The 24,099-nt window shown below is 72.7% G+C and carries 21 protein-coding genes and 1 other RNA gene; 5 read left to right on the top strand and 17 right to left on the bottom strand.

Annotated elements, in window-relative coordinates:
- Positions 1–61: 61 nt before the first annotated feature.
- The 5 genes from DRV96_RS09955 (at position 62) to DRV96_RS09935 (ending at position 4,594) form a co-directional block, all read left to right on the top strand.
- On the top strand, positions 62–1,051 hold the full coding sequence (locus DRV96_RS09955; RefSeq protein ID WP_119290520.1) for an arsenic resistance protein: 990 nt from the start codon (positions 62–64) through the stop codon (positions 1,049–1,051).
- 70 nt (positions 1,052–1,121) lie between these two features.
- The gene (gene modA / locus DRV96_RS09950; RefSeq protein WP_119290481.1) at positions 1,122–1,913 is read left to right on the top strand and encodes a molybdate ABC transporter substrate-binding protein; all 792 of its coding nucleotides are present in this window, start codon (positions 1,122–1,124) and stop codon (positions 1,911–1,913) included.
- Positions 1,914–1,932: 19 nt separating this feature from the next.
- Positions 1,933–2,598, top strand: coding sequence for a molybdate ABC transporter permease subunit (gene modB / locus DRV96_RS09945; RefSeq protein ID WP_119290479.1), 666 nt, complete (start codon positions 1,933–1,935; stop codon positions 2,596–2,598).
- A complete protein-coding gene (locus tag DRV96_RS09940; RefSeq protein ID WP_235823362.1) occupies positions 2,595–3,743 on the top strand; it encodes an ABC transporter ATP-binding protein in 1,149 nt (382 codons plus the stop codon). Before modB ends, DRV96_RS09940 begins: the two co-directional genes overlap by 4 nt.
- Before the next feature lie 107 nt (positions 3,744–3,850).
- Positions 3,851–4,594 (top strand): amino acid ABC transporter ATP-binding protein, encoded by a 744-nt coding sequence (locus tag DRV96_RS09935; RefSeq protein WP_119290477.1) that lies wholly within the window; start codon positions 3,851–3,853, stop codon positions 4,592–4,594.
- 139 nt (positions 4,595–4,733) lie between these two features.
- On the opposite strand, the gene ftsZ is transcribed toward DRV96_RS09935, so the two are convergent.
- From ftsZ to rnpB, 17 genes are all read right to left on the bottom strand, one after another.
- Positions 4,734–5,954, bottom strand: coding sequence for a cell division protein FtsZ (ftsZ, locus tag DRV96_RS09930; protein WP_119290475.1), 1,221 nt, complete (start codon positions 5,952–5,954; stop codon positions 4,734–4,736).
- A gap of 134 nt (positions 5,955–6,088) precedes the next feature.
- Positions 6,089–7,318: a cell division protein FtsA gene (gene ftsA / locus DRV96_RS09925; protein WP_119290473.1), complete on the bottom strand. Its 1,230-nt coding sequence runs from the start codon at positions 7,316–7,318 to the stop codon at positions 6,089–6,091.
- A 3-nt stretch (positions 7,319–7,321) separates the two neighbouring features.
- Positions 7,322–8,125, bottom strand: a complete 804-nt coding sequence (locus DRV96_RS09920; protein WP_119290516.1) for a cell division protein FtsQ/DivIB — start codon at positions 8,123–8,125, stop codon at positions 7,322–7,324.
- A gap of 5 nt (positions 8,126–8,130) precedes the next feature.
- The gene (locus DRV96_RS09915; protein ID WP_119290467.1) at positions 8,131–9,108 is read right to left on the bottom strand and encodes a D-alanine--D-alanine ligase; all 978 of its coding nucleotides are present in this window, start codon (positions 9,106–9,108) and stop codon (positions 8,131–8,133) included.
- Positions 9,105–10,517, bottom strand: a complete 1,413-nt coding sequence (gene murC, locus DRV96_RS09910; protein ID WP_119290465.1) for a UDP-N-acetylmuramate--L-alanine ligase — start codon at positions 10,515–10,517, stop codon at positions 9,105–9,107. Before murC ends, DRV96_RS09915 begins: the two co-directional genes overlap by 4 nt.
- Complete coding sequence (murG, locus tag DRV96_RS09905; protein WP_119290463.1) at positions 10,514–11,596, bottom strand: undecaprenyldiphospho-muramoylpentapeptide beta-N-acetylglucosaminyltransferase; 1,083 nt, start codon at positions 11,594–11,596, stop codon at positions 10,514–10,516. Before murG ends, murC begins: the two co-directional genes overlap by 4 nt.
- Positions 11,597–11,771: 175 nt before the next feature.
- Complete coding sequence (ftsW, locus tag DRV96_RS09900; RefSeq protein ID WP_119290461.1) at positions 11,772–13,040, bottom strand: putative lipid II flippase FtsW; 1,269 nt, start codon at positions 13,038–13,040, stop codon at positions 11,772–11,774.
- Positions 13,037–14,596 (bottom strand): Mur ligase family protein, encoded by a 1,560-nt coding sequence (locus DRV96_RS09895; RefSeq protein WP_119290459.1) that lies wholly within the window; start codon positions 14,594–14,596, stop codon positions 13,037–13,039. The genes ftsW and DRV96_RS09895 overlap by 4 nt, the downstream gene beginning before the upstream one ends.
- Positions 14,593–15,774: a phospho-N-acetylmuramoyl-pentapeptide-transferase gene (mraY, locus tag DRV96_RS09890; protein WP_119290457.1), complete on the bottom strand. Its 1,182-nt coding sequence runs from the start codon at positions 15,772–15,774 to the stop codon at positions 14,593–14,595. Before mraY ends, DRV96_RS09895 begins: the two co-directional genes overlap by 4 nt.
- Entirely contained in the window at positions 15,774–17,183 is a 1,410-nt protein-coding gene (locus tag DRV96_RS09885) for a UDP-N-acetylmuramoyl-tripeptide--D-alanyl-D-alanine ligase (protein ID WP_119290455.1), read from the bottom strand. The genes mraY and DRV96_RS09885 overlap by 1 nt, the downstream gene beginning before the upstream one ends.
- Positions 17,180–18,769 (bottom strand): Mur ligase family protein, encoded by a 1,590-nt coding sequence (locus tag DRV96_RS09880; protein WP_119290453.1) that lies wholly within the window; start codon positions 18,767–18,769, stop codon positions 17,180–17,182. The genes DRV96_RS09885 and DRV96_RS09880 overlap by 4 nt, the downstream gene beginning before the upstream one ends.
- The gene (locus DRV96_RS09875; RefSeq protein ID WP_119290451.1) at positions 18,769–20,556 is read right to left on the bottom strand and encodes a peptidoglycan D,D-transpeptidase FtsI family protein; all 1,788 of its coding nucleotides are present in this window, start codon (positions 20,554–20,556) and stop codon (positions 18,769–18,771) included. Before DRV96_RS09875 ends, DRV96_RS09880 begins: the two co-directional genes overlap by 1 nt.
- Positions 20,553–20,852: a cell division protein FtsL gene (gene ftsL / locus DRV96_RS09870; RefSeq protein ID WP_119290448.1), complete on the bottom strand. Its 300-nt coding sequence runs from the start codon at positions 20,850–20,852 to the stop codon at positions 20,553–20,555. Before ftsL ends, DRV96_RS09875 begins: the two co-directional genes overlap by 4 nt.
- Positions 20,849–21,802, bottom strand: coding sequence for a 16S rRNA (cytosine(1402)-N(4))-methyltransferase RsmH (rsmH, locus tag DRV96_RS09865; protein WP_119290446.1), 954 nt, complete (start codon positions 21,800–21,802; stop codon positions 20,849–20,851). The genes ftsL and rsmH overlap by 4 nt, the downstream gene beginning before the upstream one ends.
- A gap of 4 nt (positions 21,803–21,806) precedes the next feature.
- Complete coding sequence (locus DRV96_RS09860; RefSeq protein WP_119290444.1) at positions 21,807–22,235, bottom strand: division/cell wall cluster transcriptional repressor MraZ; 429 nt, start codon at positions 22,233–22,235, stop codon at positions 21,807–21,809.
- A 216-nt stretch (positions 22,236–22,451) separates the two neighbouring features.
- Positions 22,452–23,696 carry a multidrug effflux MFS transporter gene (locus tag DRV96_RS09855; RefSeq protein WP_119290442.1) on the bottom strand — a complete coding sequence of 415 codons (1,245 nt, stop codon included), beginning with the start codon at positions 23,694–23,696 and terminating at the stop codon, positions 22,452–22,454.
- Positions 23,697–23,745: 49 nt separating this feature from the next.
- An RNA gene (gene rnpB / locus DRV96_RS09850) (RNase P RNA component class A) lies at positions 23,746–24,088 on the bottom strand.
- Positions 24,089–24,099: the final 11 nt, after the last annotated feature.

Raw genomic sequence — 24,099 nt, 5'->3', positions numbered from 1 at the left:
GCCTTCCCCGTTTGCCTTCCACCTCGCCGTCCGCCCCTTTGCCGCCGACGTGCCGCCGACGATGACGCGCCTGACCGTCGAACGCCAGCAGGTTTGGATCTACCTCGCCGCAATCGCGGCTGGCCTCGCACTGGGCAGCGCGCTGCCAGCGTTGGCGCCCGCCTTCGAGACGCTGCTATGGCCGGCGCTCGCGCTGCTGCTGTACGTGACCTTCGTGCAGGTGCCGCTGCTGCACCTGCGCGACGCGTGGCGCGACCGCCGCTTCGTCGCCGCGGTCGTCGTCGGCAACTTCGTCCTCGTGCCGCTCGCCGTGTGGGCGCTGCTGCACACGCTGCCCGACGACGCCCCGCTGCGACTGGGCGTGCTGCTCGTGCTGCTCGTGCCGTGCACCGACTGGTTCGTCACCTTCAGCGCGCTCGGCGGCGGCAACGTGCCGCGCGCCGTCACGGTCACACCGCTGAACCTGCTGCTGCAGGTGCTGCTGCTGCCCGCGTACCTGTGGCTGATGTCGGGCCCTGGCACCGACCACGGGCTGCTGGCGGCGTTCTCGCCGGCCGTGCTCGCGCCGGCGCTGGCGATCGTGGGCGTCCCGCTGGCTGCGGCGGCACTGACCGAGCGCTGGGTCGAGGCGCGTGCCGCGCGCGAGGTCTGGCGCGAGCGCGCCGCGTGGCTGCCGGTGCCGCTGCTCGCGCTGGTGGTGCTGCTGATCGCCGGCGCGCAGGTGGGCGCCTTGGGCACGGCGCTGCCGCAGCTGCTCGGCGTCGTGCCGCTGTTCGTGGCCTACCTCGTCGTCGCGGCAGCGATCGCGCTCGCGCTGGCGCGCGCGCTGCGGCTGCCGGCCGACCAGGGCCGCACGCTGGCGTTCGGCCTCGGCACGCGCAACTCGTTCGTCGTGCTGCCGCTCGCGCTCGCACTGCCGGCCGGCTGGGAGATGACGGCGATGGTGATCGTCGTGCAGTCGCTCGTCGAACTGCTCGGGATGCTCGTTTATCTCTGGTGGATGCCGAGCGTGTTTCGCCCCCGCGGTGGCAGTGGGCCCCGGCGCTCATGACTCGATATACTCCGTTCACGATATCGCTACATATGGATATCGCGCCCCAGCCGCTGCCGGAGATCCGCCGATGCCGACCGTTCGCCGTCACGCCCTCGCGCTGCTGGCCGCCTGTGCCGCGCTGCTCGCCGCGCCGGGCGTCACGGCACAGCCCCAGCCGGCGCCGACGCTGGCCGCCGCGTCCGACCTGAAGTTCGCGATCGAGGAAGTCGCCGCCCGCTTCGAGAAGGAAACCGGCCACAGGCTGCGCCTCGTGTTCGGCTCGTCGGGCAGCTTCTATGCGCAGATCCTGCAGGGCGCGCCGTTCCAGATGTTCATGTCGGCCGACGAGGACTTCGTGTTCAAGCTGCACGACGCGGGCAAGACGCTCGACCGCGGCCGCCTGTACGCCGTCGGGCGCATCGGCATCAAGGTACCGGCGGGCTCGCCGCTGAAGGCCGACGGCGAGCTGAAGGACCTCGCCGCGGCGCTGAAGGGCGGCCGGCTGCAGAAGTTCGCGATCGCCAACCCCGACCACGCGCCGTACGGCATGCGCGCGCGCGAGGCGCTGCAGCGCGTCGGGCTGTGGGAGGCGATCCAGCCGAAGCTGGTCTACGGCGAGAACATCTCGCAGACCGCGCAGTTCGCGACCTCGGGCTCGACGCAGGGCGGCATCATCGCGCTGTCGCTCGCACTCGCGCCGAGCGTCAAGGCGCTCGGTGACTTCGCGCTGATCCCTGCCGACTGGCACCAGCCGCTGAAGCAGCGCATGGTCCTGATGAAAGACGCCCCGCCGGCCTTGCGCGCGTTCTACGACTACCTGTCGACGCCGCCGGCGCAGGAGGTCATGAAGCGCTACGGCTTCGAGATGCCCAGGGACTGACGCGGCGGCCGGCACCCCGATGGACTGGCAGGCCCTCGTCCTGTCGCTCGAGCTGGCCGCGGTCACGCTCGCGGTGCTGCTGCCGATCGGCATTGCGCTCGGGCGCTGGCTCGCGGTGACGACGTGGCGCGGCAAGGCCTGGATCGAGGCGGCCGTCGTGCTGCCGCTCGTGCTGCCGCCGACCGTCCTCGGCTACTACCTGCTCGTCTCGCTCGGCGGCGCGTCGCCGATCGGGCGCTGGATGGCCGAGACCTTCGGCATCCGGCTGACGTTCAACTTCCTCGGCCTCGTGATCGCGTCCGTCGTGTTCAACGTGCCGTTCATCGTGCAGCCGGTGCAGCGCGCGTTCGAGGCGATCCCGCGCCACCTCGGCGAGGCGGCCGCGGTCAGCGGCCTCGGCTTCTGGCAGACGCTGGCGCGCGTCGAGCTGCCGCTGGCGTGGCCGGGCATCCTGTCGGCGATGGTGCTGACCTTCGTGCACACGCTCGGCGAGTTCGGCGTCGTGCTGATGGTCGGCGGCAGCATCCCCGGCGAGACGAAGACGATCGCGATCTCGATCTACGACCGCGTGCAGGCCTTCGACCTGCAAAGCGCCGACCGCATGGCGCTGCTGCTGCTCGTGCTGTCGCTCACGGCGGTGGCGGCGTCGTTCTTCGCGACGGCCAGGATCGCGGTGCGGCGATGACGATGTCGGCTGCGCAGCTCGCCAGCGCCGCATCGCCTGCGGCGCTCGACGTGCGCGTCGAGCAGACGGCGCCGATGCCGCTGGCCGGCGCGTTCCGCTGCGACGCGGGTGAGCTGCTCGCGCTCGTCGGCCCGTCGGGGGCCGGCAAAACGTCGATGATGCGCGTGCTCGCCGGGCTGATGCGGCCGCAGAGCGGGCGCGTCGCGGTCGCCGGCGAGGTCTGGTGCGACACCGCGGCCGGCGTCTTCGTGCCCCCACAGCGCCGCCACGTCGGCCTCGTGTTCCAGAACTACGCGCTGATGCCGCACCTGTCGGCGCTCGACAACGTCGCGCTGTCGCTGCTGCACCTGCCGCGCAGCGAGCGCCGCGAGCGCGCGCGCCACTGGCTCGACCACGTGCAGCTGACCGCCGAACAGCAGCAGCGCCGGCCGGCCGGACTGTCGGGCGGGCAGCAGCAGCGCGTCGCGGTCGCGCGCGCGCTGGCGCGCGAGCCGCGGCTGCTGCTGCTCGACGAGCCGTTCTCGGCCGTCGACCAGATGAGCCGCCGCGGGCTGTACCGGCTGCTCGCCGACCTGCGGCGCGATCTCGCGATCCCGATCCTGCTCGTCACGCACGACCTGCAGGAGGCGCGGCTGCTCGCCGACCGGCTCGTCGTGATGGACGCCGGCCGCGTGCTGCAGCAGGGCACGCCGTACGAGATCCACCACGCGCCGCGCAATGCGCGCGTCGCCGACCTCGTGGGCATCCAGAACCGCTTCCGCGGCACGTGGGAGGGGCCGAGCGGCACCGCCGGCTGGGGCTGGCTGCGCTGGACCGACGCCGACGGCGCGCCCGGCCCGAGGCTGCGCGTGCGCGACAAAGGCAAGATCCCCGTCGGCCAGACCGTGGCCTGGGTGATCCCGAGCGACGGCATCACGGTGCTCGACCGCGAGGCGCACGAAGCCGGAGAGTTCGACGCCGTCGTCGGCGACGCACGCCACCTCGGCGAGGTCACGCTCGCGACGCTGCAGCTCGACGTGCTCGGCGGCGTGCCGCTGCTGCTGACGCTGGCGGGCCCGCAGCGCCAGCGCCTGGTGCTGCACCAGCGCACCGCGGTGCGGCTCGACAGCGCGCTGGTGCACGTGATGCCGATGCGTACGCGCTGAGGACCCGCTGCGGCGCAGGCGCGGGACCATCGCCCGATGGCCGTTCACAATGCAGGTTCGCTGCGTGTGTCCGCCACCGCGCGCAGCCCACCCTCCCGGACACGTCCATGACCGAGCCCATCATCCGCTTCGAGAAAGTCAACAAGTGGTACGGCCACAGCTTCCACGTGCTGCGTGACATCGACCTCGACGTCACGCGCGGCGAGCGCATCGTGATCTGCGGGCCGTCGGGCTCGGGCAAGTCGACGCTGATCCGCTGCATCAACGCGCTCGAGGAGTTCCAGAAGGGCCGCATCACGGTCGACGGCATCGCGCTGACCGACGACGCGCGCGCGATCGAGCAGGTGCGCAAGCGCGTCGGCATGGTGTTCCAGCAGTTCAACCTGTTTCCGCACCTGACGGTGCTCGAGAACCTGACGCTCGCGCCGATGTGGGTCGACCACGTGCCGAAGAAGGACGCGGAGGAGCGTGCGATGCAGCAGCTGCAGCGCGTGCGCATCGCCGAGCAGGCCCAGAAGTACCCGCTGCAGCTGTCGGGCGGTCAGCAGCAGCGCGTCGCAATCGCGCGCGCGCTGTGCCTGACGCCGAAGATCATGCTGTTCGACGAGCCGACCTCGGCGCTCGACCCCGAGATGATCAAGGAGGTGCTCGACGTGATGATCGAGCTCGCCGGCCAGGGCATGACGATGCTGTGCGTCACGCACGAGATGAGCTTCGCGAAGGCGGTGGCCGACCGCGTGATCTTCATGGACCAGGGGCAGATCGTCGAGCAGGGCCCGCCGCGCGAGTTCTTCGCGCAGCCCAAGAGCGAGCGCACGCGCGACTTCCTCGCGAAGATCATCGGCCACTGAAAACGGCGGCGGCCGCCCTTGCGAGCGGCCACCACGGATCCGACTTCGCCGGCGCGCTGGCGGGCCTTGCAGGCCGCGCCGGGCCCCGCGGCCCAGCCCCTCGAGGGGGAGCGCCGCAGGCGCTTCGGGGGTGGGCCGTTCAATCCGCCTGCTTACGCAGGAACGCCGGAATCTCGATCTCGTCCATCCCGTTGCTGACCAGCGCGTCGACCTTGGCCGCCGCGGTGCGGCCGTGGCGCCAGACGCTGGGCACCGCGAGGCCCGCATAGTCGGTGGCCGGCGCCGCCGGCGTCGCGACGGCGGCCGGCGCGCCGACCGTCTGGTTCAGCACCGGCAGCCCGTCGGTGCCCGAGCGCACGACCGGCGTCGTGTGCACGACGCTGATCGGCACCTGCTGGCGCCGCGTGGCCGGGGTCAGCCCGGTCGCGATGACGGTCACGCGCATCTGGTCGCCGAGCTCCTCGTCGTACGCGGCACCGAAGATCACGTGCGCGTCGTCGGCGGCGTAACGGCGGATGCAGTCCATCACCTTCTTGCTCTCGTTGAGCTTGAAGGTGGCCTTGCTCGCGGCGATCAGCACCAGCACGCCGCGTGCGCCGCTGAGGTCGACGCCCTCGAGCAGCGGGCACGCCACCGCTGCCTCGGCGGCCTTGCTCGCGCGGTCGGGGCCGCCGGCCTGCGCGGTGCCCATCATCGCCTTGCCCGGCTCGCTCATCACCGTCTTGACGTCCTCGAAGTCGACGTTGACGAGGCCGCGCACGTGGATGATGTCGCTGATGCCCCCCACCGCGTTCTTCAGCACGTCGTTGGCGTGCGCGAAGGCCTCGTGCTGCGTGACGTCGTCGCCGAGCACCTCGAGCAGCTTCTCGTTGAGCACGACGATCAGGCTGTCGACGTTGGCCTCGAGCTCCGCCACGCCCTGGTCGGCGGCCTGCATGCGGCGCTTGCCTTCGAACTCGAACGGCTTCGTGACGACGCCCACCGTCAGGATGCCCATCTCCTTGGCGATGCGCGCGATCACCGGTGCGGCGCCGGTGCCGGTGCCGCCGCCCATGCCGGCCGTGATGAACAGCATGTGTGCGCCGTCGATCGCCTCGCGGATGCGGTCGGCCGCCTCCTCGGCCGCGGCGCGCCCGGCCTCGGGCTTGGCGCCCGCGCCGAGCCCGGTGGCGCCGAGCTGGATCAGGTGCGGCGCGCTGCTGCGGTTGAGCGCCTGCGCGTCGGTGTTCGCGCAGATGAACTGCACGCCCTGCACGCCGTGCTCGATCATGTGCTCGACGGCGTTGCCGCCGCCACCGCCGACGCCGATCACGCGGATCTGCGTGCCTTCGTGGAACTCCTCGATCATTTCGATGGGCATTTGGACCTCCTGTGTGCAGTTGCCATCCGAACCAGCCAAACCAACCGACGTCGCCGTCGTCATCCAAAGAGCGCGGGGTCGAGCGCCTCGTCGTCGTCGCCCCATTCTTGTGACCTTCATGCGCGGGTCCTCCGTCAGAAGTTCCCCAGGAACCAGTCCTTCGCACGCGTGACGAAGTTCTTCACCGAGCCGGCCTGCTGCGCCGCGCGCAGCCCGCGCGTGCGCGCCAGCCGTGCCTCCTCGAGCAGCCCCATCACGGTGGCCGAGCGCGGGTTGGCCACCATGTCCGACAGCGCGCCGGCGTAGGTCGGCACGCCCTTGCGCACCGGCTTGAGGAAGATGTCCTCGCCGAGCTCGACCATGCCCGGCATCACGGCGCTGCCGCCGGTGAGCACGATGCCCGAGCTCAGCAGCTCCTCGTAGCCGCTGTCGCGGATGACCTGATGCACGAGGCTGAAGATCTCCTCGACGCGCGGCTCGATCACGCCCGCGAGCGCCTGGCGGCTGAGCATGCGCGGCGCACGGTCGCCCAGCCCCGGCACCTCGACCTGCTCGGCGGGGTCGGCCAGCAGCTGCTTGGCCACGCCGTGCTCGACCTTGATCTCCTCGGCGTCCTTGGTCGGCGTGCGCAGCGCCATCGCGATGTCGCTCGTGATCAGGTCGCCGGCGATCGGGATCACCGCGGTGTGGCGCACGCTGCCGTCGGTGTAGATCTGCACCTCGGTCGTGCCGGCGCCGATGTCGACGAGCGCGACGCCGAGGTCCTTCTCGTCGCTGGTGAGCACCGCGTGGCTCGACGCGCTGGCGTTGAGCACCAGCATCTCGACCTCGAGCCCGCAGCGGCGCACGCACTTGACGATGTTCTCGGCCGCGCTCTGCGCGCCGGTGACGATGTGCACCTTGACCTCGAGGCGGCCGCCGCTCATGCCGATCGGCTCCTTGACCTCGTGGCCGTCGATGACGAACTCCTGCGGCTCGACGTGTAGCAGCCGCTGGTCGTTCGGGATGTGGATCGTCTTCGCGAGGTCGACGACGCGCGTCACGTCGGCCGGCGAGACCTCGCGGTCGCGCACGATGACCATCCCGGTCGAGTTCTGGCCGCGGATGTGGCTGCCGGTGATGCCGGTGTAGACGCGCGTGATCTTGCAGGCGGCCATCATCTCGGCCTCCTTGAGCGCCTGCTGGATGCTCTGCACGGTCGCGTCGATGTTGACGACGACGCCGCGCTTGAGGCCGTGCGACGACGACACGCCGAGCCCGGCGACGCGCAGCTCGCCGTCGGGCAGCACCTCGGCGACCACCGCCATCACCTTGGCGGTGCCGATGTCGAGTCCGACGACGAGATCCTTGTATTCCTTGGCCATGGTCTATCTCGGGGTGGGCGGCGTCGTGGTCGTGGTGATGCCTTCGAGCCGCACGGCGTAGCCGTCGGCGTGGCGCAGGTCGGCGTGCAGCAGGCGGCGCTGGTAGTGCCGGGCGACCTGGTCGACGGTGCGCACGAAGCGCTCGGCGCGCGCGCGCACCTCGGCGGCCTCGTCGGGCCACTGGCCGCGGCCGAGCTCGATCGTCGCGCCGCTGTCGAGCGCGACGCGCCACGAGCCGCGCGCACTCACGCGCAGCGTCTCGATGCGCGCACCCATCGGCGCCAGCACCGGCACCAGCACGCGGTACATCGCGAGCACGCGCGCCGCGCTGCCCTCGGGGCCCTCGAAGCGCGGCAGGTGCTCGTCCTCGACGTCGCCGACGTTGGCCTCGAAGACCTCGCCGTAGGTGTTGACCAGCCGCTCGTTGCCGTCGTCGCCGGCCCACAGCGCGACCGCCTCGTGCTCGACGAGCGTCACGCGCACGCGGTCGGGCCACACGCGGCGCACCACCGCCTGGCGCACCCACGGCACCGCCTCGAAGGCCGCGCGCATCGCCGCGAGGTCGAGCGCGAAGAACCCGCTGCCCAGGTACGGCGCGGCGGCCGCGCGCAGCGCCGGCTCGGCGGCGCGCACGATGCCGCCGTCGACGGCCAGCTCGCGCAGCGCGAAGGCCGGCTGGCGCGCGACCCACGCGAGCGCGGCGGCAAGCAGCACGAGCGCGACGAGCGCGAAGATCGCGTCGGCGACGGCGTTCGTCAGCCGCACGTCGGCCGGCAGCGGTTCGGGGCGGGCGGTGCGCGCAGCCATCGTCGTCATGCGTTCGCGGGCAGCGGCGTGTCCAGCCGCGCGTCGGCCAGCAGCCGCAGGCACAGCTGCTCGTAGCCGATGCCGGCGGCCTTGGCCGACATCGGCACCAGCGAGTGGCCCGTCATCCCCGGCGAGGTGTTCATCTCGAGCAGGAACGGCCGGCGGTCCGACGCGCGCACCATCAGGTCGGCGCGCCCCCAGCCGCGGCAGCCGAGGGTTCGGTACGCGGCCAGCGTCAGGCGCTGGATCTCGCGCTCCTCGGCCTCGGGCAGGCCGCTGGGCACGAGGTAGCGCACGTCGTCGGTGAAGTACTTGTGCTGGTAGTCGTACGCGCCCTCGGGCGCGACGATGCGGATCACCGGCAGCGCGACCGCGGCGTCGCCCTCGCCGAGCACCGGGCACGTGACCTCCTCGCCGTCGATGAACTCCTCGCACAGCACGTCGGGGTCGTAGCGTGCGGCCAGCTGCACCGCCTCGAGCATCTGCGAGTAGCCCTGGACCTTAGTCACGCCGATCGACGAGCCCTCGCGCGGCGGCTTGACGACCAGCGGCAGGCCGAGCTCGTCGGGCACCGCACGCACGCGCGCCGCACCGTGCTCGCCGGGTGCGAGCAGCACCCAGTGCGGCGTCGGCAGCCCCTCGGCGAGCCACACGCGCTTGGTCATCACCTTGTCCATCGCGATCGCGCTGGCCATCACGCCGCTGCCGGTGTAGGGGATGCCCAGCAGCTCGAGCGCGCCCTGCACGGTGCCGTCCTCGCCGTGGCGGCCGTGCAGCGCGATGAACACGCGCGTGAAGCCCTCGGCCTTGAGGTCGCACAGCTCGCGCGCGGCCGGGTCGAACGCGTAGGCGTCGACGCCCTGCGCGCGCAGCGCGTGCAGCACGCCGCTGCCCGACATCAGGCTGACTTCGCGCTCGGCGCTGGTGCCGCCCATCAGCACGGCGACCTTGCCGAGCGCCTTCGCATCGATCGCATCGCTCATGGGGTCCGTCCTTCCGCCAGCGCACGCACCTGCGCGGCCACGGCGCCGATCGAGCCGGCGCCCATCACGATCACGACGTCGCCGTCGCGCGCGACGTCGACGATGGCCTGCGGCAGCGCCGCGACGTCGTCGACGAACACCGGCTCGACGCGGCCCGCCACGCGCAGCGCGCGCGCGAGCGAGCGGCCGTCGGCGGCGACGATCGGCGCCTCGCCGGCCGGGTAGACCTCGGTCAGCAGCACCGCGTCGGCGTGGCCCATGACCTTGACGAAGTCCTCGAAGCAGTCGCGCGTGCGCGTGTAGCGGTGCGGCTGGAACGCGAGCACGAGGCGGCGGCCCGGGAATGCGCCGCGCGCCGCGGCGAGCACAGCCGCCATCTCGGCCGGGTGGTGGCCGTAGTCGTCGATCAGCGTGAAGGTGCCGCCGCCGTGCGCCGGCACCTCGCCGTAGCGCTCGAAGCGCCGCCCGACGCCGCCGAAATGCGCGAGAGCGTGCACGACGGGCTCGTCGGGCAGCTCGATCTCGGCGGCCACCGCGATCGCCGCCAGCGCGTTGCGCACGTTGTGCTCGCCGGGCAGGTTCAGCGTCACCGGCAGGTCGGGCATCGCAACGCCGTTGCGCCGCTGCGCGACGAAGCGCATCTGCCCGCCGGGCAGCGCCTGCACGCCGACGGCGCGCACCTGCACCTCGGGGCCGAGGCCGTAGGTCACGACGGGGCGCGACACCAGCGGCACGATCGAGCGCACGCCGGGATCGTCGCCGCACAGGATCGCCGCGCCGTAGAACGGCATGCGGTGCAGGAAGTCGACGAAGGCCTGCTTCAGCCGCGCGAAGTCGTGGCCGTAGGTGTCCATGTGGTCGGCGTCGATGTTGGTGACGACCGACAGGATCGGGCTGAGGTTCAGGAACGACGCGTCGCTCTCGTCGGCCTCGACGACGATGTACTCGCCCGAGCCCAGGCGAGAGTTCGCACCGGCGCTTTGCAGCTTGCCGCCGATCACGAACGTCGGGTCGACGCCGGCGGCGGCGAGCACGCTGGTCACCAGTGACGTCGTCGTCGTCTTGCCGTGCGTGCCGGCGATCGCGATGCCCTTGCGCAGCCGCATCAGCTCGGCGAGCATCACGGCGCGCGGCACGACGGGGATGCGCTTCGCGCGCGCGGCGATCACTTCGGGGTTGTCGCCGCGCACGGCGGTGGAGACGACGACGGCGTCGGCGCCGGCGATGTGCGCGGCGTCGTGGCCGATCGCCACGCGCATGCCCAACTGCGCGAGGCGCCGCGTCGTCGCGGTGTCGCTCTGGTCAGAGCCCGACACGGTGTAGCCGAGGTTGTGCAGGATCTCGGCGATCCCGCTCATGCCGGCGCCACCGACGCCGACGAAGTGGATGTGCTTGACGGCGTGCTTCATGCACCGGCCTTTCTCACCAGCCGTTCGATCTCGTCGGCCACGCGCGCCGCCGCACGCGGGCGCGCGAGCGCGTGCGCCTTGTGCGCCATCGCCAGCAGCGCGCTGCGGTCGAGGCCGCGCAGCACCTCGGCCAGCCGCTCGGGCGTCAGCTCGTCCTGCGGCAGGTGGATCGCCGCACCGTGCTGCGCCATGAACTGCGCGTTGTCGCGCTGGTGCGCCGTCGTGCGCACGACGAACGGCACCAGCACCGACGGCACGCCGGCGGCGCACAGCTCGCTGACGGTGATCGCACCGGCACGGCAGACGACGAGGTCGGCCTCGGCAAGGCGCCGGTGCATGTCGTCGATGAACGGCAGCACCTCGGCCTCGACGCCGGCGGCGGCGTAGGCCGCGACGACCTCCGCGTGCTGTGCCGCGCCGGTCTGGTGCGTCACGCACGGGCGCTCGTGCGGCGCGAGGCGCGCGAGCGCCGCCGGCAGCGTGCGGTTGAGCACCTGCGCGCCGAGGCTGCCGCCGACCACGAGCAGCTTGAGCGGTCCCTCGCGCCCGGCGAAGCGCTGCGCCGGCGGCGGCAGCCCCTCGATCTCGGCGCGCACCGGGTTGCCGGTGACGACGCCGCGCTTCGTCGTCGCCGCTGCGGCGCCGTCGAAGCCGAACGCGACGCGGTCGGCCACCGGCAGCAGCGCCTTCGTGCTCAGCAGCAGCGCGGCGTCGGCGTTGACGAGCACGAGGGGCTTGTTCAGCAGCGACGCCATCAGCCCGCCCGGGAAGCACACGTAGCCGCCCATGCCGAGCACGGCGTCGGCGCCGCGCCGGCGCAGGATCGCGAGGCATTCGGCGAACGCCTTGAGCAGGCGCAGGCCGCCGGTCAGCGTGTGCAGCCAGCCCTTGCCGCGCAGGCCGCTGAAGCCGATCGTGTCGAGCGCGATGCCGGCCGGCGGCACGAGGCGGTTCTCCATGCCCTCCTTCGTGCCGAGCCAGCTCACGCTCCAGCCGCGGCGCTGCATCTCGCGCGCCACGGCCAGACCGGGAATCACGTGCCCCCCGGTGCCGGCGGCCATGATCACGAGGTGGCTCATGCGAACCCCCTGGGCGCTGCGCGCCCGCCCCCCAAGGGGGCGAGCTGGCTTGGGACGGCCCGGCGCCAGCTCATGCGCGGCCTCCGCGCATGAGCTGCCGATTCTGGCTGCGGCACGCGCGCTGCGCGCGCTTCACGTCGCTTCGCGACATGAGCCTTCGCCGGAACAGAACCCTTCATGCGCGGCCTCCGCGCATGAGGGTTCTGTTCTCGATGTCCACGCGCAGCACGATCGCCAGGGCGGCCAGGTTCATCAAGATCGCCGAGCCGCCGTAGCTCATCAGCGGCAGCGTCAGCCCCTTGGTCGGCAGCACGCCGAGGTTGACGCCGATGTTGATGAAGGCCTGCGCGCCGATCCACAGGCCGATGCCCTGCGTCATCAGCCCGGCGAACAGGCGGTCGAGCGCGATCGCCTGCCGGCCGATCATGAAGATGCGCCGCGTCAGCCAGAAGAACGCCGCGATGACGGCGAACACGCCGACGAAGCCGAGTTCCTCGCCGACGACGGCCATCAGGAAGTCGGTGTGTGCCTCGGGCAGGTAGTGCAGCTTCTCGACGCTGGCCCCGAGCCCCTGCCCGAAGACCTCGCCGCGTCCGAATGCGATCAGCGAGTGCGTCAGCTGGTACGCCTTGCTCTGCGCATACGCCGGGTTCCACGGGTCGAGGTACGCGAAGATGCGCTCGGCCCGCCAGGGGCTGACGACGATCATCAGCACGAACGAGCCGAGCAGCACCGCGACGCTGAGCGCGAACATGCGCCCGTTGACGCCGCCGAGGAACAGGATGCCCATCGCGATCGTCGCGATGACGAGGAACGCGCCCATGTCGGGCTCGGCCAGCAGCAGCAGGCCGACGACGGCCAGCGCCACCGCCATCGGCGCGACGGCGCGCATGAAGTGCTCGCGCGCGTCCATCTTGCGCACCATGTAGCCGGCGGCGTACATCGCGATCGCGAGCTTGGCCAGCTCGCTGGGCTGGAAGTTCATCAGCCCGAGCGGGATCCAGCGCCGCGCGCCGTTGACCTCGACGCCCACGTGCGGCACCAGCACGACGACCAGCAGTAAGAGCGCGGCGCCGAACAGCGCGTTGGCCCACTTCTCCCACACCGCGATCGGCACCTGCACGACGGCCAGCGCGACGACCAGCCCGATGGCCATCGACAGCGCGTGGCGCGACAGGAAGTGCGTCGACGTGTAGCGCGCGAAGCGCGGGTTGTCGGGCAGCGCGACCGACGCCGAATAGACCATCACGAGGCCGAGCAGCAGCAGCCCCGCGGTGACCCACACCAGCGTGCGGTCGAAGCCGGCCACGCGCACCGGCTCGGCGCTGCGGCGGCGCAGCCCGTCGCGCACCGGCAGCGCGGTGGGCGCGTCGCGGCGCGCCGGCCGCAGGCGCTGCCACCACGACGCGAGCCGCGAGCCGAGCGCAAGCGCGGCGCGGCTCATGCCAGCACCTCACCGCGCCGTTCGGCGCATGCGCGCACCGCAGCGACGAAGACGTCGGCACGGTGTGCATAGTTGCGGAACATGTCCAGGCTCGCGCACGCGGGGCTCAGCAGCACCGCGTCGCCCGGCTGCGCGACCTCGAAGCCCCACGCGGTGGCGGCCTCGAGCGTGTCGTGGCGCTGCACCGCGATGCCGGCGTCGCGCAGCGCGGCGCCGACCTGCGCATCGATCGCCGGCGCGTCGCGGCCGATCAGTGCGACCGCGCGCGCGTGGCGCACCAGCGGCTCGGCCAGCGGCGCGAAGTCCTGCCCCTTGCCGTCGCCGCCGAGGATCAAGACGAGCCGCCCGGGCGCCTGGTCGGTGCCGAGCCCGCGCAGCGCCGCGACCGTCGCGCCGACGTTGGTGCCCTTGCTGTCGTCGACGGCGTCGACCTCGCCGACGCGGCCGACGTGCTGCACGCGGTGCGGCTCGCCGCGGTACTCGCGCAGGCCGTGCAGCATCGGCGCGAGCGGGCAGCCGATCGCGGTGGCCAGCGCGAGCGCCGCGAGCGCGTTGGCCGCGTTGTGGCGGCCGCGGATGCGCAGCGCGTCGGCCGGCATCAGGCGCTGCAGGTGCAGCTCGTCGTCGCCGGCCGCGCCGGCGCGGCGGCGGCGCGCGCCGTCGTCGCTGCCGAGCGCGCGCACGAGCCACGCCATGCCGTGCTCGACGACGAGGCCGTAGTCGCCGGCGTGGGCCGGCGCGTCGAGGCCGAAGCGCACGACCGGCGGCGGCTCGGGCGGCTTGCCCTTGCCCGGCTTGGCCGGCGGCGACGCGACCATCGCCTCGACGAGCGGGTCGTCGCGGTTGACGACGCGCACCGTGTGCTGGCCGTAGACGCGCGCCTTCGCCGCCGCGTAGGCCTCGAAGCTGCCGTGCCAGTCGAGGTGGTCCTGCGTGACGTTGAGCACGACGGCGGCACTCGGCTCGAAACCGAGCGCGGCGTCCTCGAGCTGGAAGCTCGACAGCTCGAGCACCCAGACCTCGGGCAGCGCCTCGCCGCCGGCGTCGGCGTCGAGCGCGGCGGCCAGCGTGTCGAGCATCGTCGGGCCGATGTTGCCGGCGGCGACGACGCGCCGGCCGGCGCGCTCGACGAGCAGCGCCGCGAGCGACGTCACCGTCGTCTTGCCGTTGGTGCCGGTCACGCCGAGCAGCTGCGGCACGTAGCCGCGCGACTCGCGCAGGTCGGCGAGCGCGCGGGTGAAGAGGTCGAGCTCGCCCCACACCGGCACGCCGCGCGCGCGCGCGGCCGCCAGCAGCGGCGCGATGCGCGCGTCGGTGGGCGCGAGCCCCGGGCTCTTGAGCACGAGCTGCACGCCGTCGAGCGCCGCGTCGTCGAGCGCGCCGGTGGCGAACGCGGCGCCGGGCACCGCGGCACGCAGCGCGTCGAGCTGCGGCGGCGCCTCGCGCGAGTCCCACACGCGCACCGCGGCGCCGTGGCGCGCGCACCAGCGCGCCATCGCGAGCCCCGACTGGCCGAGGCCGAGCACGAGCACAAGGGTTGCGCCGAGGACGTTCATCGCAGTTTCAGGCTCGCCAGGCCGATCAGGCACAGCAGCATCGTGATGATCCAGAAGCGGATCACGACCTGCGTCTCCTTCCAGCCGCTCTTCTCGAAGTGGTGGTGCAGCGGCGCCATCTTCAGGATGCGCCGGCCCTCGCCGTAGCGCCGCTTCGTGTACTTGAAGTAGGTGACCTGCGCCATCACCGACAGCGCCTCGACGACGAAGATGCCGCCCATGATCGCGAGCACGATCTCCTGCCGCGTGATGACGGCGATCGTGCCGAGCGCGCCGCCGAGCGCGAGCGCGCCGACGTCGCCCATGAAGACCTGCGCCGGGTGCGCGTTGAACCACAGGAACGCCAGCCCCGCGCCGGCCATCGCGGCGCAGAAGATCAGCAGCTCGCCGGCGCCGGGGATGAACGGCAGCAGCAGGTAACGCGAGAACACGGCGTTGCCCTGCACGTAGGCGAAGATGCCCAGCGCCGAGCCGACCATCACGACCGGCATGATCGCCAGGCCGTCGAGGCCGTCGGTCAGGTTGACAGCGTTGCTGCTGCCGACGATCACGAGGTAGGTCAGGATGATGAAGCCCCACACCCCGAGCGGGTAGCTCACCGTCTTGAAGAACGGCACCAGCAGGTCGGCGTTGGGCGGCAGCGGCTCGGTGAAGCCGCTCTGGATCCAGCGCACGAACAGGTCGAGCACGCGCTGGTTCGAGCTCTCCGACACCGCGAACGCGAGGAAGAACGCCGCCAGCAGACCGATCAGCGACTGCCAGAAGTACTTCTCGCGCGAGCGCATGCCTTCGGGGTTCTTGTCGACGACCTTGCGCCAGTCGTCGACCCAGCCGATCGCGCCGAAGCCGAACGTCACCAGCATCACGACCCACACGAAGCGGTTGCTCCAGTCGAACCACAGCAGCGTCGCGACGCCGATGCCGATCAGGATCAGCACGCCGCCCATCGTCGGCGTGCCGCTCTTGGCCAGGTGCTCGGCGACGCCGTACTCGCGGATCGGCTGGCCGATCTTCAGCTCGGCGAGCTTGCGGATGACCCACGGCCCGAGCGCGATGCCGATCACCAGCGCCGTCATCGCCGCCATCACGGCGCGGAACGTCAGGTACTGGAACACGCGCAGGAAGCTCAGCGCGTCGGGCTCGAGGGCGAGCAGCCATTGGCTCAGCGCGAGCAGCATCAGGCACCTCCCCCGCCGGCGTGCAGCAGCGCCTGCACGACGCGCTCCATGCGCATGAAGCGCGAGCCCTTGACGAGCAGCGACGCGCTCGGCGGCAGCTCGCCGAGCGCGGCCAGCAGCGCCGGCACGTCGTCGAAGTGGCGCGCCGCGCCGCCGTACGCGCGCGCCGCGTGCACGGCCAGCGTGCCCGCGGTCCACAGCGTCTCGATACCGCGCTGGCGCGCGTAGGCGCCGACTTCGGCGTGAAACTGCGGCCCCTGCGCGCCGACCTCGCCCATGTCGCCGAGCACCAGCGCGCGCGGCGCGGCCAGGCCGGCGAGCACGTCGATGGCCGCGCGTACCGAGTCCGGGTTCGCGTTGTAGGTGTCGTCGACCAGCGTCACGCGCTGCCCGCCGCGCTGCAGCACGTGCAGCTGCGAGCGCCCGGCCACCGGTGCGAACGACGCCAGCCCGCGCGCGACGGCCTGCAGCGGCGCGCCGACGGCCAGCGCGCACGCGGTGGCGGCCAGCGCGTTCTTCGCGTGGTGGCGGCCGGCCAGGCGCAGCGTCGTCGCCGCGCTGCCGGCCGGCGTGTGCAGCGTCATCGCCCAGTGCGGCTCGTCGCCGTCGGCGACCCAGCGCACGTCGGCCGTCACGTCGGCCGCGCCGTCGAGCGAGAACGTGAGCTGCGGCCGGCCGCCGGCCATCGCGTGCCACAGCGGCGCGAAGGCGTCGTCGCCGGGGTAGACGGCCACGCCGTCGGGCGCGAGCGCATCGATCGCGCTGCCGTTCTCGCGCGCGACGGCCTCGACGCTGGCCATGAACTCCTGGTGCTCGCGCTGCGCGTTGTTGACGAGCACGACCTGCGGCTGCACCAGCCGGGCCAGCAGCGCGATCTCGCCGGGGTGGTTCATCCCGAGCTCGACGACGCCGGCGCGGTGCCACACACGGTCGTCCTGGCGCAGGCGCAGCAGCGTCAGCGGCACGCCGATGTGGTTGTTCAGGTTGCCCTCGGTCGCGAAGCCGCCGTCGCCGTGCCACGCGCGCAGGATCGCGCCGATCATCTGCGTGACCGTCGTCTTGCCGTTGCTGCCGGTCACCGCGATCAGCGGCAGGTGCAGCTGGCGCCGCCACGCGGCGGCGAGCTGCTGCAGCGCCGCGAGCGAGTCGGCCACGCGCAGGCCGGGCATCGCCTGCGCGTCGAGGCCGCGCTCGGCGATCGCCGCGACCGCGCCGGCCGCGCGCGCGCTGGCGAGGAAGTCGTGCCCGTCGAAGCGCTCGCCCTTGAGCGCGACGAACAGGTCGCCCGCGCGCAGCGTGCGGCTGTCGCTCGCGACGCGGTCGAACGCGATCGCGCCGTCGCCGACCAGCGTCGAGCCCGGCAGCAGCGCGTGCGCCTGCGCGAGCGTCATCATCGGCGTCGCGCTCATCGCGTGGCTCCTGCAGCGCGTGCACGCAGCGCACGCTCGGCCTCGGCGAGGTCGCTGAACGGGCGCCGCGTGCCGTCGACCTCCTGGTAGTCCTCGTGGCCCTTGCCGGCCAGCAGCACGACATCGCACGCGCGCGCCTCGCCGACGGCGGCGGCGATCGCGGCGGCACGGTCCTCGATCACACGCGCGCGCTGCGGCTCGCGCAGCCCGGCGGCGATCTGCTCGAGGATCGCGCCAGGGCGCTCGTCGCGCGGGTTGTCGCTGGTCAGCACGACGACGTCGGCCAGCCGCTCGGCCACCGCGCCCATCGGTGCGCGCTTGGTCGCGTCGCGGTTGCCGCCGCAGCCGAACACGCACCACAGCCGCCCGCCGCGCGCCGCAGCGAGCGGGCGCAGCGCGACGAGCACCTTCTCGAGCGCGTCGGGCGTGTGCGCGTAGTCGACGACGACCTCGGGCGCGGCCGCGGCGTCGACATCGGGCGGCAGCACACGCTCCATGCGCCCCGGCACCGGCGTCAGCCGCGGCACGACGGCCGCGGCATCGGCCAGCGGCACGCCCAGCGCGCGCAGCGCGCCGACCACGAGCAGCACGTTGGCGACATTGAAGCTGCCGATCAGCGTGCTGGCCACCGGGTGTGCGACGCCGTCTTCGACGACGTCGAACGCGAGGCCGTCGCCGGCATAGCGCAGGTCGCGCGCGGCCAGCCGCGCCGGGCCCTGCGTCGAGCAGGTCCACAGGTCGAGCCGGCCCTCGCGCCGCAGTTCGTCGGCCAGGCGCGCGCCGAACGCGTCGTCGACGTTGACCACCGCCGCGCGCAGCCCCGGCCACGCGAACAGGCGGCGCTTGGCCTCGCCGTAGGCCTCCATGGTGCCGTGGTGGTCGAGGTGGTCGCGCGTCAGGTTCGAGAACAGCGCCACCGCGATGCGCACGCCGGCCAGCCGGTGCTCGTCGAGGCCGATCGACGAGGCCTCCATCGCGCACGCCGCGAAGCCGGCGTCGACGAAGCGGCGCAGCGCGGCGTGCAGCTGCACCGCGTCGGGTGTCGTCAAGCCCGTGGTCTCGAGCGCCGCCGGTGCGCCGGTGTCCGGGTGCGGCGGCTCGCCACCCGCCGCGCCGATGCGCGGTGGTTCTCCATCCGCCGCGCCGATGCGCGGCGGCTCGCCGATCCCGAGCGTGCCCACCAGCGCGCAGCGCCGCCCGAGCGCGGTCAGCGCCTGCGCGGTCCACCACGCGGTCGACGTCTTGCCGTTGGTGCCCGTCGCCGCGACGACGTCGAGCGCGGCGCTCGGGTGCCCGAGGAACGCGTCGGCGACGACGCCGGCCGCGGCCTTCAGGCCGGGCAGCGTCGCGATGCGCTCGTCGTCGAACGCGAACGCGTCGGCGCCGTCGTGCTCGACGAGGCAGGCCGTGGCGCCGGCGGCCAGCGCGCTGCGCGCGAACTGGCGCGCGTCGACGCGCCGCCCCGGCCACGCGACGAAGCCGTCGCCCGGGCGCACGCGGCGGTGGTCGGTGACGAGCGCGCCGCGCACGCGCGCGCGCAGCCACTGCGCGGCGGCGTCGGGGCTGGACAGGCGCAGCGTCGTCATCAGAAGCTCTCGCGCACCGCGGGCAGGTCGCGCGCCAGGATCTGCGGCACGACGTCGCGGTCGGGCGGCACGCCCAGCGTGCGCAGCGTCTGCTGCACGATCTGGCTGAACACCGGCGCGGCGACCTGGCCGCCGTAGAACTTGCCGTTGCTCGGCTCGTCGACCATCACGGCGACGACGATGCGCGGGTCGCCGATCGGCGCCAGCCCGACGAACCACGCGCGGTACTTGTTGGTCGCGTACGACTGGCCTTCCTGCTTGCGCGCGGTGCCGGTCTTGCCGCCGACGGACCAGCCCACCGTCTGCGCCAGCGGCGCGGTGCCGCCCGGGCCGGCGGCGAGCTCGAGCATCTGGCGCACTTGGCGCGCCGTCTCGGGCGAGATCACGCGCGTGCCCTGCACCGGCGCGTCGCGCTTGAGGATCGTCACCGGCAGCAGCTCGCCGTCGTGCGCGAACACGGTGTAGGCGCGCGCGAGCTGCAGCAGGCTGGCCGACAGGCCGTAGCCGTAGCTCATCGTCGCCTGTTCGATCGGCCGCCACGTCTTGTACGGGCGCAGCCGCCCGGTGACGGCGCCGGGGAAGTCGATCTGTGGCTTCTGCCCGAGGCCAATGTCGGCGTACAGCTGCCACATCTCGCGCGCGGGCATCTGCATCGCGAGCTTGACGGTGCCGACGTTGCTCGACTTCTGCACGACGCCGGCCAGCGTCAGCGTGCCCAGCGGGTCGTGGTCGCGGATCGTGCTGCCGGTGATCGTCATCCAGCCGGGGGCGGTGTCGATCAGCGTCGTCGGCTTCGCGCGGCCCGTCTCGATCGCCCACGCGGCGATGAACGGCTTCATCGTCGAGCCGGGCTCGAAGGTGTCGGTCAGCGCGCGGTTGCGCAGCTGCTCGCCCGACAGGCGACGCCGGTCGGCCGGGTTGTAGCTCGGGTAGTTGGCCAGCGCGAGCACCTCGCCGGTCTTCGCGTCGAGCACGACGGCGCTGGCCGCACGCGCCTTGTGCTCGGCCACCGCGTCGCGCAGCCTCTGGTACGCGAAGGCCTGCACCTTGGCGTCGATCGCGAGCGTGACGTCCTCGCCGTGCACGGGGTCGATCTGGTCGCGCACGTCCTCGACGACGCGACCGAGCCGGTCCTTGACGACGTCGCGCGAGCCGTTGCGCCCGCGCAGGCGCGACTCGAGCGCGAGCTCGATGCCCTCCTGCCCGCGGTGCTCGACGTCGGTGAAGCCGACGACGTGCGCGGCGGCCTCGCCCTCGGGGTAGCGACGCTTGTACTCGCGGGTCTGGTGCACGCCCTTGAGCCCGAGCGCCTTGACCTGCGCGGCCAGCGCGTCGTCGACCTGGCGGCGCAGCCAGACGAACTTCGGGTTTTCGGCCAGGCGCCGGTCGAGGTCGGCCACCGTCATGCCCAGCGCGCGCGCGAGGTCGCGGCGCTGCGCCGGCGACGCATCGACGTCGCGCGGGATGGCCCAGATCGACGGCGCCTCGACGCTGGTGGCCAGCAGCTGGCCGTTGCGGTCGAGCACCTTGCCGCGGCTGCCGTGCAGCGTCAGCGTGTGCGCGTAGCGCTTCTCGCCTTCCTGCTGGTAGAAGTCGGTGCCGATGATCTGGATGTAGACGGCACGCCCGACGAGCAGGCACGAGCCCAAGCCGATCAGCGCGACGACGAATTTCGAGCGCCACGGCGGCGTCTTCGACGCCAGCAGCGGGCTGCTGCCGTAGTTGACGCTGCGCACCGCGGCGGCGACGCCGCGGCGGTCGGCGCTGCGACCCGCGGGGCGGCTCATCGCGCACCTCCGGTCGCAGACGCGGCCGCGGCGATCGGGTCGGCCACGTAGTGCGTCACCGCCGGCGTCGCGGTGCGCATCGCCAGGCGCTCGCGCGCCATGCGCTCGACGCGCAGGTTCGTCGCCTGCGCCTGGCGTTCGGCCTCGAGGCGCTTGTGTTCGAGCTCGAGCTGGCGCTGCTGGTTGCGCGCGCGGTCGAGCTCGGCGAACAGCCGCCGCGACTCGTACGCCGTGCGCACCAGCACCAGGCTGCTGGCGACGATGGCCAGCACGAGCACGACGTTGAGCCGGCTCACGACGCCCTCCCCGGCGACGCATCGGCCGTGCGCTCGGCCACGCGCAGGATCGCCGAGCGCGCGCGCGGGTTGGCGGCGATCTCGTCGGCCGACGGGCGCACGCGCGCCAGCGCCCGCAGCCGCGTCGGCCGAGGCGGCGCGAACGGCGCGCGGCGGTCGACCTCGGCGCGGCTCTCGCGCGCGATGAAGGTCTTGACGATGCGGTCCTCGAGCGAGTGGAAGCTGATCACGGCCAGGCGGGCGGCGGGTGCCAGCAGGTCGAGCGCGGCGCTCAGCCCCTGCTCGAGCTCCTCGAGCTCAGCGTTGACGCGAATCCGAAGAGCCTGAAACGTGCGCGTCGCAGGGTCCTGGCCCGGCTCGCGGGTCCTGACCGCGCGAGCCACGACGTCGGCCAGCTCGCCGGTGGTGCGAACGGGGCGCCCGCCTGCGCGGCGAGCCACAAGCGCCTTTGCAATCGGAACAGCAAACCGTTCTTCCCCATAGTCGCGGATCACCCTCGCGATGTCGCGCTCATCGGCGCGGGCCAGGTAGTCCGCGGCGGTCTCGCCGCGGGTCGTGTCCATGCGCATGTCCAGCGGCGCGTCGTGCCGGAAGCTGAAGCCGCGCTGCGGGTCGTCGAGCTGCGGCGAGCTCACGCCCAAGTCGAGCAGCACGCCTTGCACCTGCGCGATGCCGCGCGCGGCCAGCGCCTCGCGCATCGTCGCGAAGCTCGCGTGCACGATCGCGAAGCGCGCATCGGCGATGGCCTGCGGCCCCTGCGTGGCGGCCGCCACCGCCTGCGGGTCCTTGTCGAACGCGATCAGCCGCCCGCGCGCGTCGAGCCGCTGCAGGATCGCGCGCGCATGGCCGCCACGGCCGAAGGTGCCATCGACGTAGGTGCCGTGCGGCTGCGTCACCAGAAGCTCGACGGCTTCGGTGAGGAGCACCGGGACGTGGGGCCATGTCGACACGGACTCAGAAGACCAGCGCGGCGATCTCGGGCGGCATGCCCTGGGCGATCGTCTGCGCCTCGTGTTCGGCGTGGCGCTGCTTGTCCCACAGCTCGAGGCGATGACCGTTGCCGATCAGCAGCACGTCCTTGCCCAGCCCCGCGGCCTCGCGCAGCGCCGGCGCGACGAGCACGCGCGACGCACTGTCCATCTCGACGTCGTCGGCACTGCCGAGGAAGACGCGGCGCCAGCGCTCGGTCGACATCGGCATCGCCAGCAGCTTCTCGCGGAACGCGTGCCACGCAGGGCGCGGAAACACGATGAGGAATCCGTCGGGGTGCTTCGTGAGCGTCAGCTGGCCGCCGGACAGCGCGAGCAGCAGCTCACGGTGCCGCACCGGCACCGTGATGCGGTGCTTGGCGTCGAGCGCCAGCACCGACGTTCCCTGAAACACAGCGTCCGCCACGAATTCCCACCAACTCCCACGTTGTGACACTGTAGCGTCGGCGGCGTGGCGGGTCAATCGCCAGAGCCGAAAAATTTAATGGAATCAAGTACTTAAGACGGATTTCGCGGCGAGACGGTGAACGGTTTCACGTTCAAAAATAAGAACTTGCACGATGCACTGAAACCGATCAGTGAGCATGACGGGCCGGCTCGCGGCCGCACGTCAACGGGCGCTTGCGGCGTCGTCGCCGTGCGCGGCGGGCACCGCCACGCGCCGGCGCACCCACGCCCAGGCGGCGATGCCGATGCCGAGAAAGGCCAGCGAGGTCAGCGCCAGCGCGAGCATCGAGTGCATCACCAGCGGCGCGATCGCGCCGGCCACCAGCGCGTTGGCCAGGCTGCCGAGGCACGCCTGCAGCGACGACGCCATGCCGCGGCGCTGCGGCGCCTGGTCGAGCACGAGCAGCGTGACCACCGGCACCATCAGCGCCCAGCCGAACGCGAAGCCGGCGATCGGCAGCAGCGCCCACGCCGCGTGCGGCTCGAGCACCGCGTTGAGCGCGACGTTGACGAGCGAGACGGCGAGCATGATCGCGAAGCCGCGCCGGATCTGCCGCGCCGGGCGGATGCGACCGGCCAGCCGCCCCGACAGCCACGCGCCGCCGACGATCCCGGCGATCGTCAGGCCGAAGAACCAAAAGAACTGCGTCGGCCCCAGCCGCAGGTGCTCGCCGAGGAACACCGGCGCCGACAGCACGTACAGGAACATGCCGTTGAACGGCACGCCGCTGGCGAAGGCCAGCGCGACGAAGCGTGCGCTGGAGGCCAGTTGCGCGTAGCCGCGCAGCAGCGTACCGACCGCGAACCGCTGGCGCTCGCGCGCGTGCAGCGTCTCGGGCAGCCAGCGCCAGTTGGCCCACCACAGCGCGGCACCGAACGCCGTCAGCAGCCAGAAAATCACGTGCCAGTCGGTGTGCACGTAGACCCAGCCGCCGATCACCGGCGCGATCGCCGGCGCGACGCCGAAGTAGATCGTCACCTGGCTCATCACCCGCTGCGCGTCGGCCGGCGGGTACATGTCGCGGATGATCGCGCGCGACACGACGATGCCGGCGCCGGCCGACATGCCCTGCAGCGCGCGGAAAAACACCAGCCAGCCGATCGACGGGCTCAGCGCGCAGCCCAGCGACGCCAGCGTGAACAGCCCGACGCCGCCGAGCACGACGGGGCGCCGCCCGAAGCTGTCGGCCAGCGCGCCGTGGAACAGGTTCATCACCGCGAAGCCGAGCAGGTACGCCGACAGCGTCTGCTGCATCTGCACCGGCGTCGCGCCGAGCGCGCGCGCGATGCCGGTGAACGCCGGCAGGTAAGTGTCGATCGCGAACGGCCCGAGCATGCCCAGGCACGCGAGCATCACCGCCAGCGCCCAGCGCGGGTGGCGCCAGAGCTGGTCGGCGTCGGGGTTCATCGGCAGCGTGTCGGCGCGCCGTGCGGCGCAGGCCGCGGCGGCGAAAAATGTGTGAAGCGAGCCGATAGGCCGGATTCTGTGCGCCGCCGCCCCGTGGCCGGGGCGCCGGCGTGACCGCCATTCGTCTGGGCCGGGGGTTGCCCACCCGGCTCGGTGCCACCCACCCGCACGCTACCCGGGCCAGGTCACGGCGTGCCTATTCGGTGTTGCTGCGCGTAGAGATTGCCGCGTTTCACCCACGGCGGGGACACGCCCCGCCGTGACTCGTCTCTGTGGCTCTGATCCGCACCTCGCGGTGGACGGGTGTTACCCGCTACGCTGCCCTGTGCAGTCCGGACCTTCCTCCAGCGCGCCCTTTCGGGCCTCGCGCCAGCGGCGGTCTGGCTCGCTTCACAATGCAAAT

The sequence above is a fragment of the Azohydromonas sediminis genome (genome assembly GCF_003574675.1).
Taxonomy (GTDB): Bacteria; Pseudomonadota; Gammaproteobacteria; order Burkholderiales; family Burkholderiaceae_C; genus Calidifontimicrobium; species Calidifontimicrobium sediminis.
Note: the sequence above shows the minus strand (reverse complement) of the source record. Positions and strands in the feature narration are given on the sequence as shown.

Excerpts from the sequence above, each read along its gene's own strand:
- DRV96_RS09955 (WP_119290520.1), top strand. The coding sequence starts at position 62 with ATGACGCGCCTGACCGTCGAACGCCAGCAGGTTTGGATCTACCTCGCC.
- modA (WP_119290481.1), top strand. The coding sequence starts at position 1,122 with ATGCCGACCGTTCGCCGTCACGCCCTCGCGCTGCTGGCCGCCTGTGCC.
- modB (WP_119290479.1), top strand. The coding sequence starts at position 1,933 with ATGGACTGGCAGGCCCTCGTCCTGTCGCTCGAGCTGGCCGCGGTCACG.
- DRV96_RS09940 (WP_235823362.1), top strand. The coding sequence starts at position 2,595 with ATGACGATGTCGGCTGCGCAGCTCGCCAGCGCCGCATCGCCTGCGGCG.
- DRV96_RS09935 (WP_119290477.1), top strand. The coding sequence starts at position 3,851 with ATGACCGAGCCCATCATCCGCTTCGAGAAAGTCAACAAGTGGTACGGC.
- ftsZ (WP_119290475.1), bottom strand. The coding sequence starts at position 5,954 with ATGCCCATCGAAATGATCGAGGAGTTCCACGAAGGCACGCAGATCCGC.
- ftsA (WP_119290473.1), bottom strand. The coding sequence starts at position 7,318 with ATGGCCAAGGAATACAAGGATCTCGTCGTCGGACTCGACATCGGCACC.
- DRV96_RS09920 (WP_119290516.1), bottom strand. The coding sequence starts at position 8,125 with ATGGCTGCGCGCACCGCCCGCCCCGAACCGCTGCCGGCCGACGTGCGG.
- DRV96_RS09915 (WP_119290467.1), bottom strand. The coding sequence starts at position 9,108 with ATGAGCGATGCGATCGATGCGAAGGCGCTCGGCAAGGTCGCCGTGCTG.
- murC (WP_119290465.1), bottom strand. The coding sequence starts at position 10,517 with ATGAAGCACGCCGTCAAGCACATCCACTTCGTCGGCGTCGGTGGCGCC.
- murG (WP_119290463.1), bottom strand. The coding sequence starts at position 11,596 with ATGAGCCACCTCGTGATCATGGCCGCCGGCACCGGGGGGCACGTGATT.
- ftsW (WP_119290461.1), bottom strand. The coding sequence starts at position 13,040 with ATGAGCCGCGCCGCGCTTGCGCTCGGCTCGCGGCTCGCGTCGTGGTGG.
- DRV96_RS09895 (WP_119290459.1), bottom strand. The coding sequence starts at position 14,596 with ATGAACGTCCTCGGCGCAACCCTTGTGCTCGTGCTCGGCCTCGGCCAG.
- mraY (WP_119290457.1), bottom strand. The coding sequence starts at position 15,774 with ATGCTGCTCGCGCTGAGCCAATGGCTGCTCGCCCTCGAGCCCGACGCG.
- DRV96_RS09885 (WP_119290455.1), bottom strand. The coding sequence starts at position 17,183 with ATGAGCGCGACGCCGATGATGACGCTCGCGCAGGCGCACGCGCTGCTG.
- DRV96_RS09880 (WP_119290453.1), bottom strand. The coding sequence starts at position 18,769 with ATGACGACGCTGCGCCTGTCCAGCCCCGACGCCGCCGCGCAGTGGCTG.
- DRV96_RS09875 (WP_119290451.1), bottom strand. The coding sequence starts at position 20,556 with ATGAGCCGCCCCGCGGGTCGCAGCGCCGACCGCCGCGGCGTCGCCGCC.
- DRV96_RS09855 (WP_119290442.1), bottom strand. The coding sequence starts at position 23,696 with ATGAACCCCGACGCCGACCAGCTCTGGCGCCACCCGCGCTGGGCGCTG.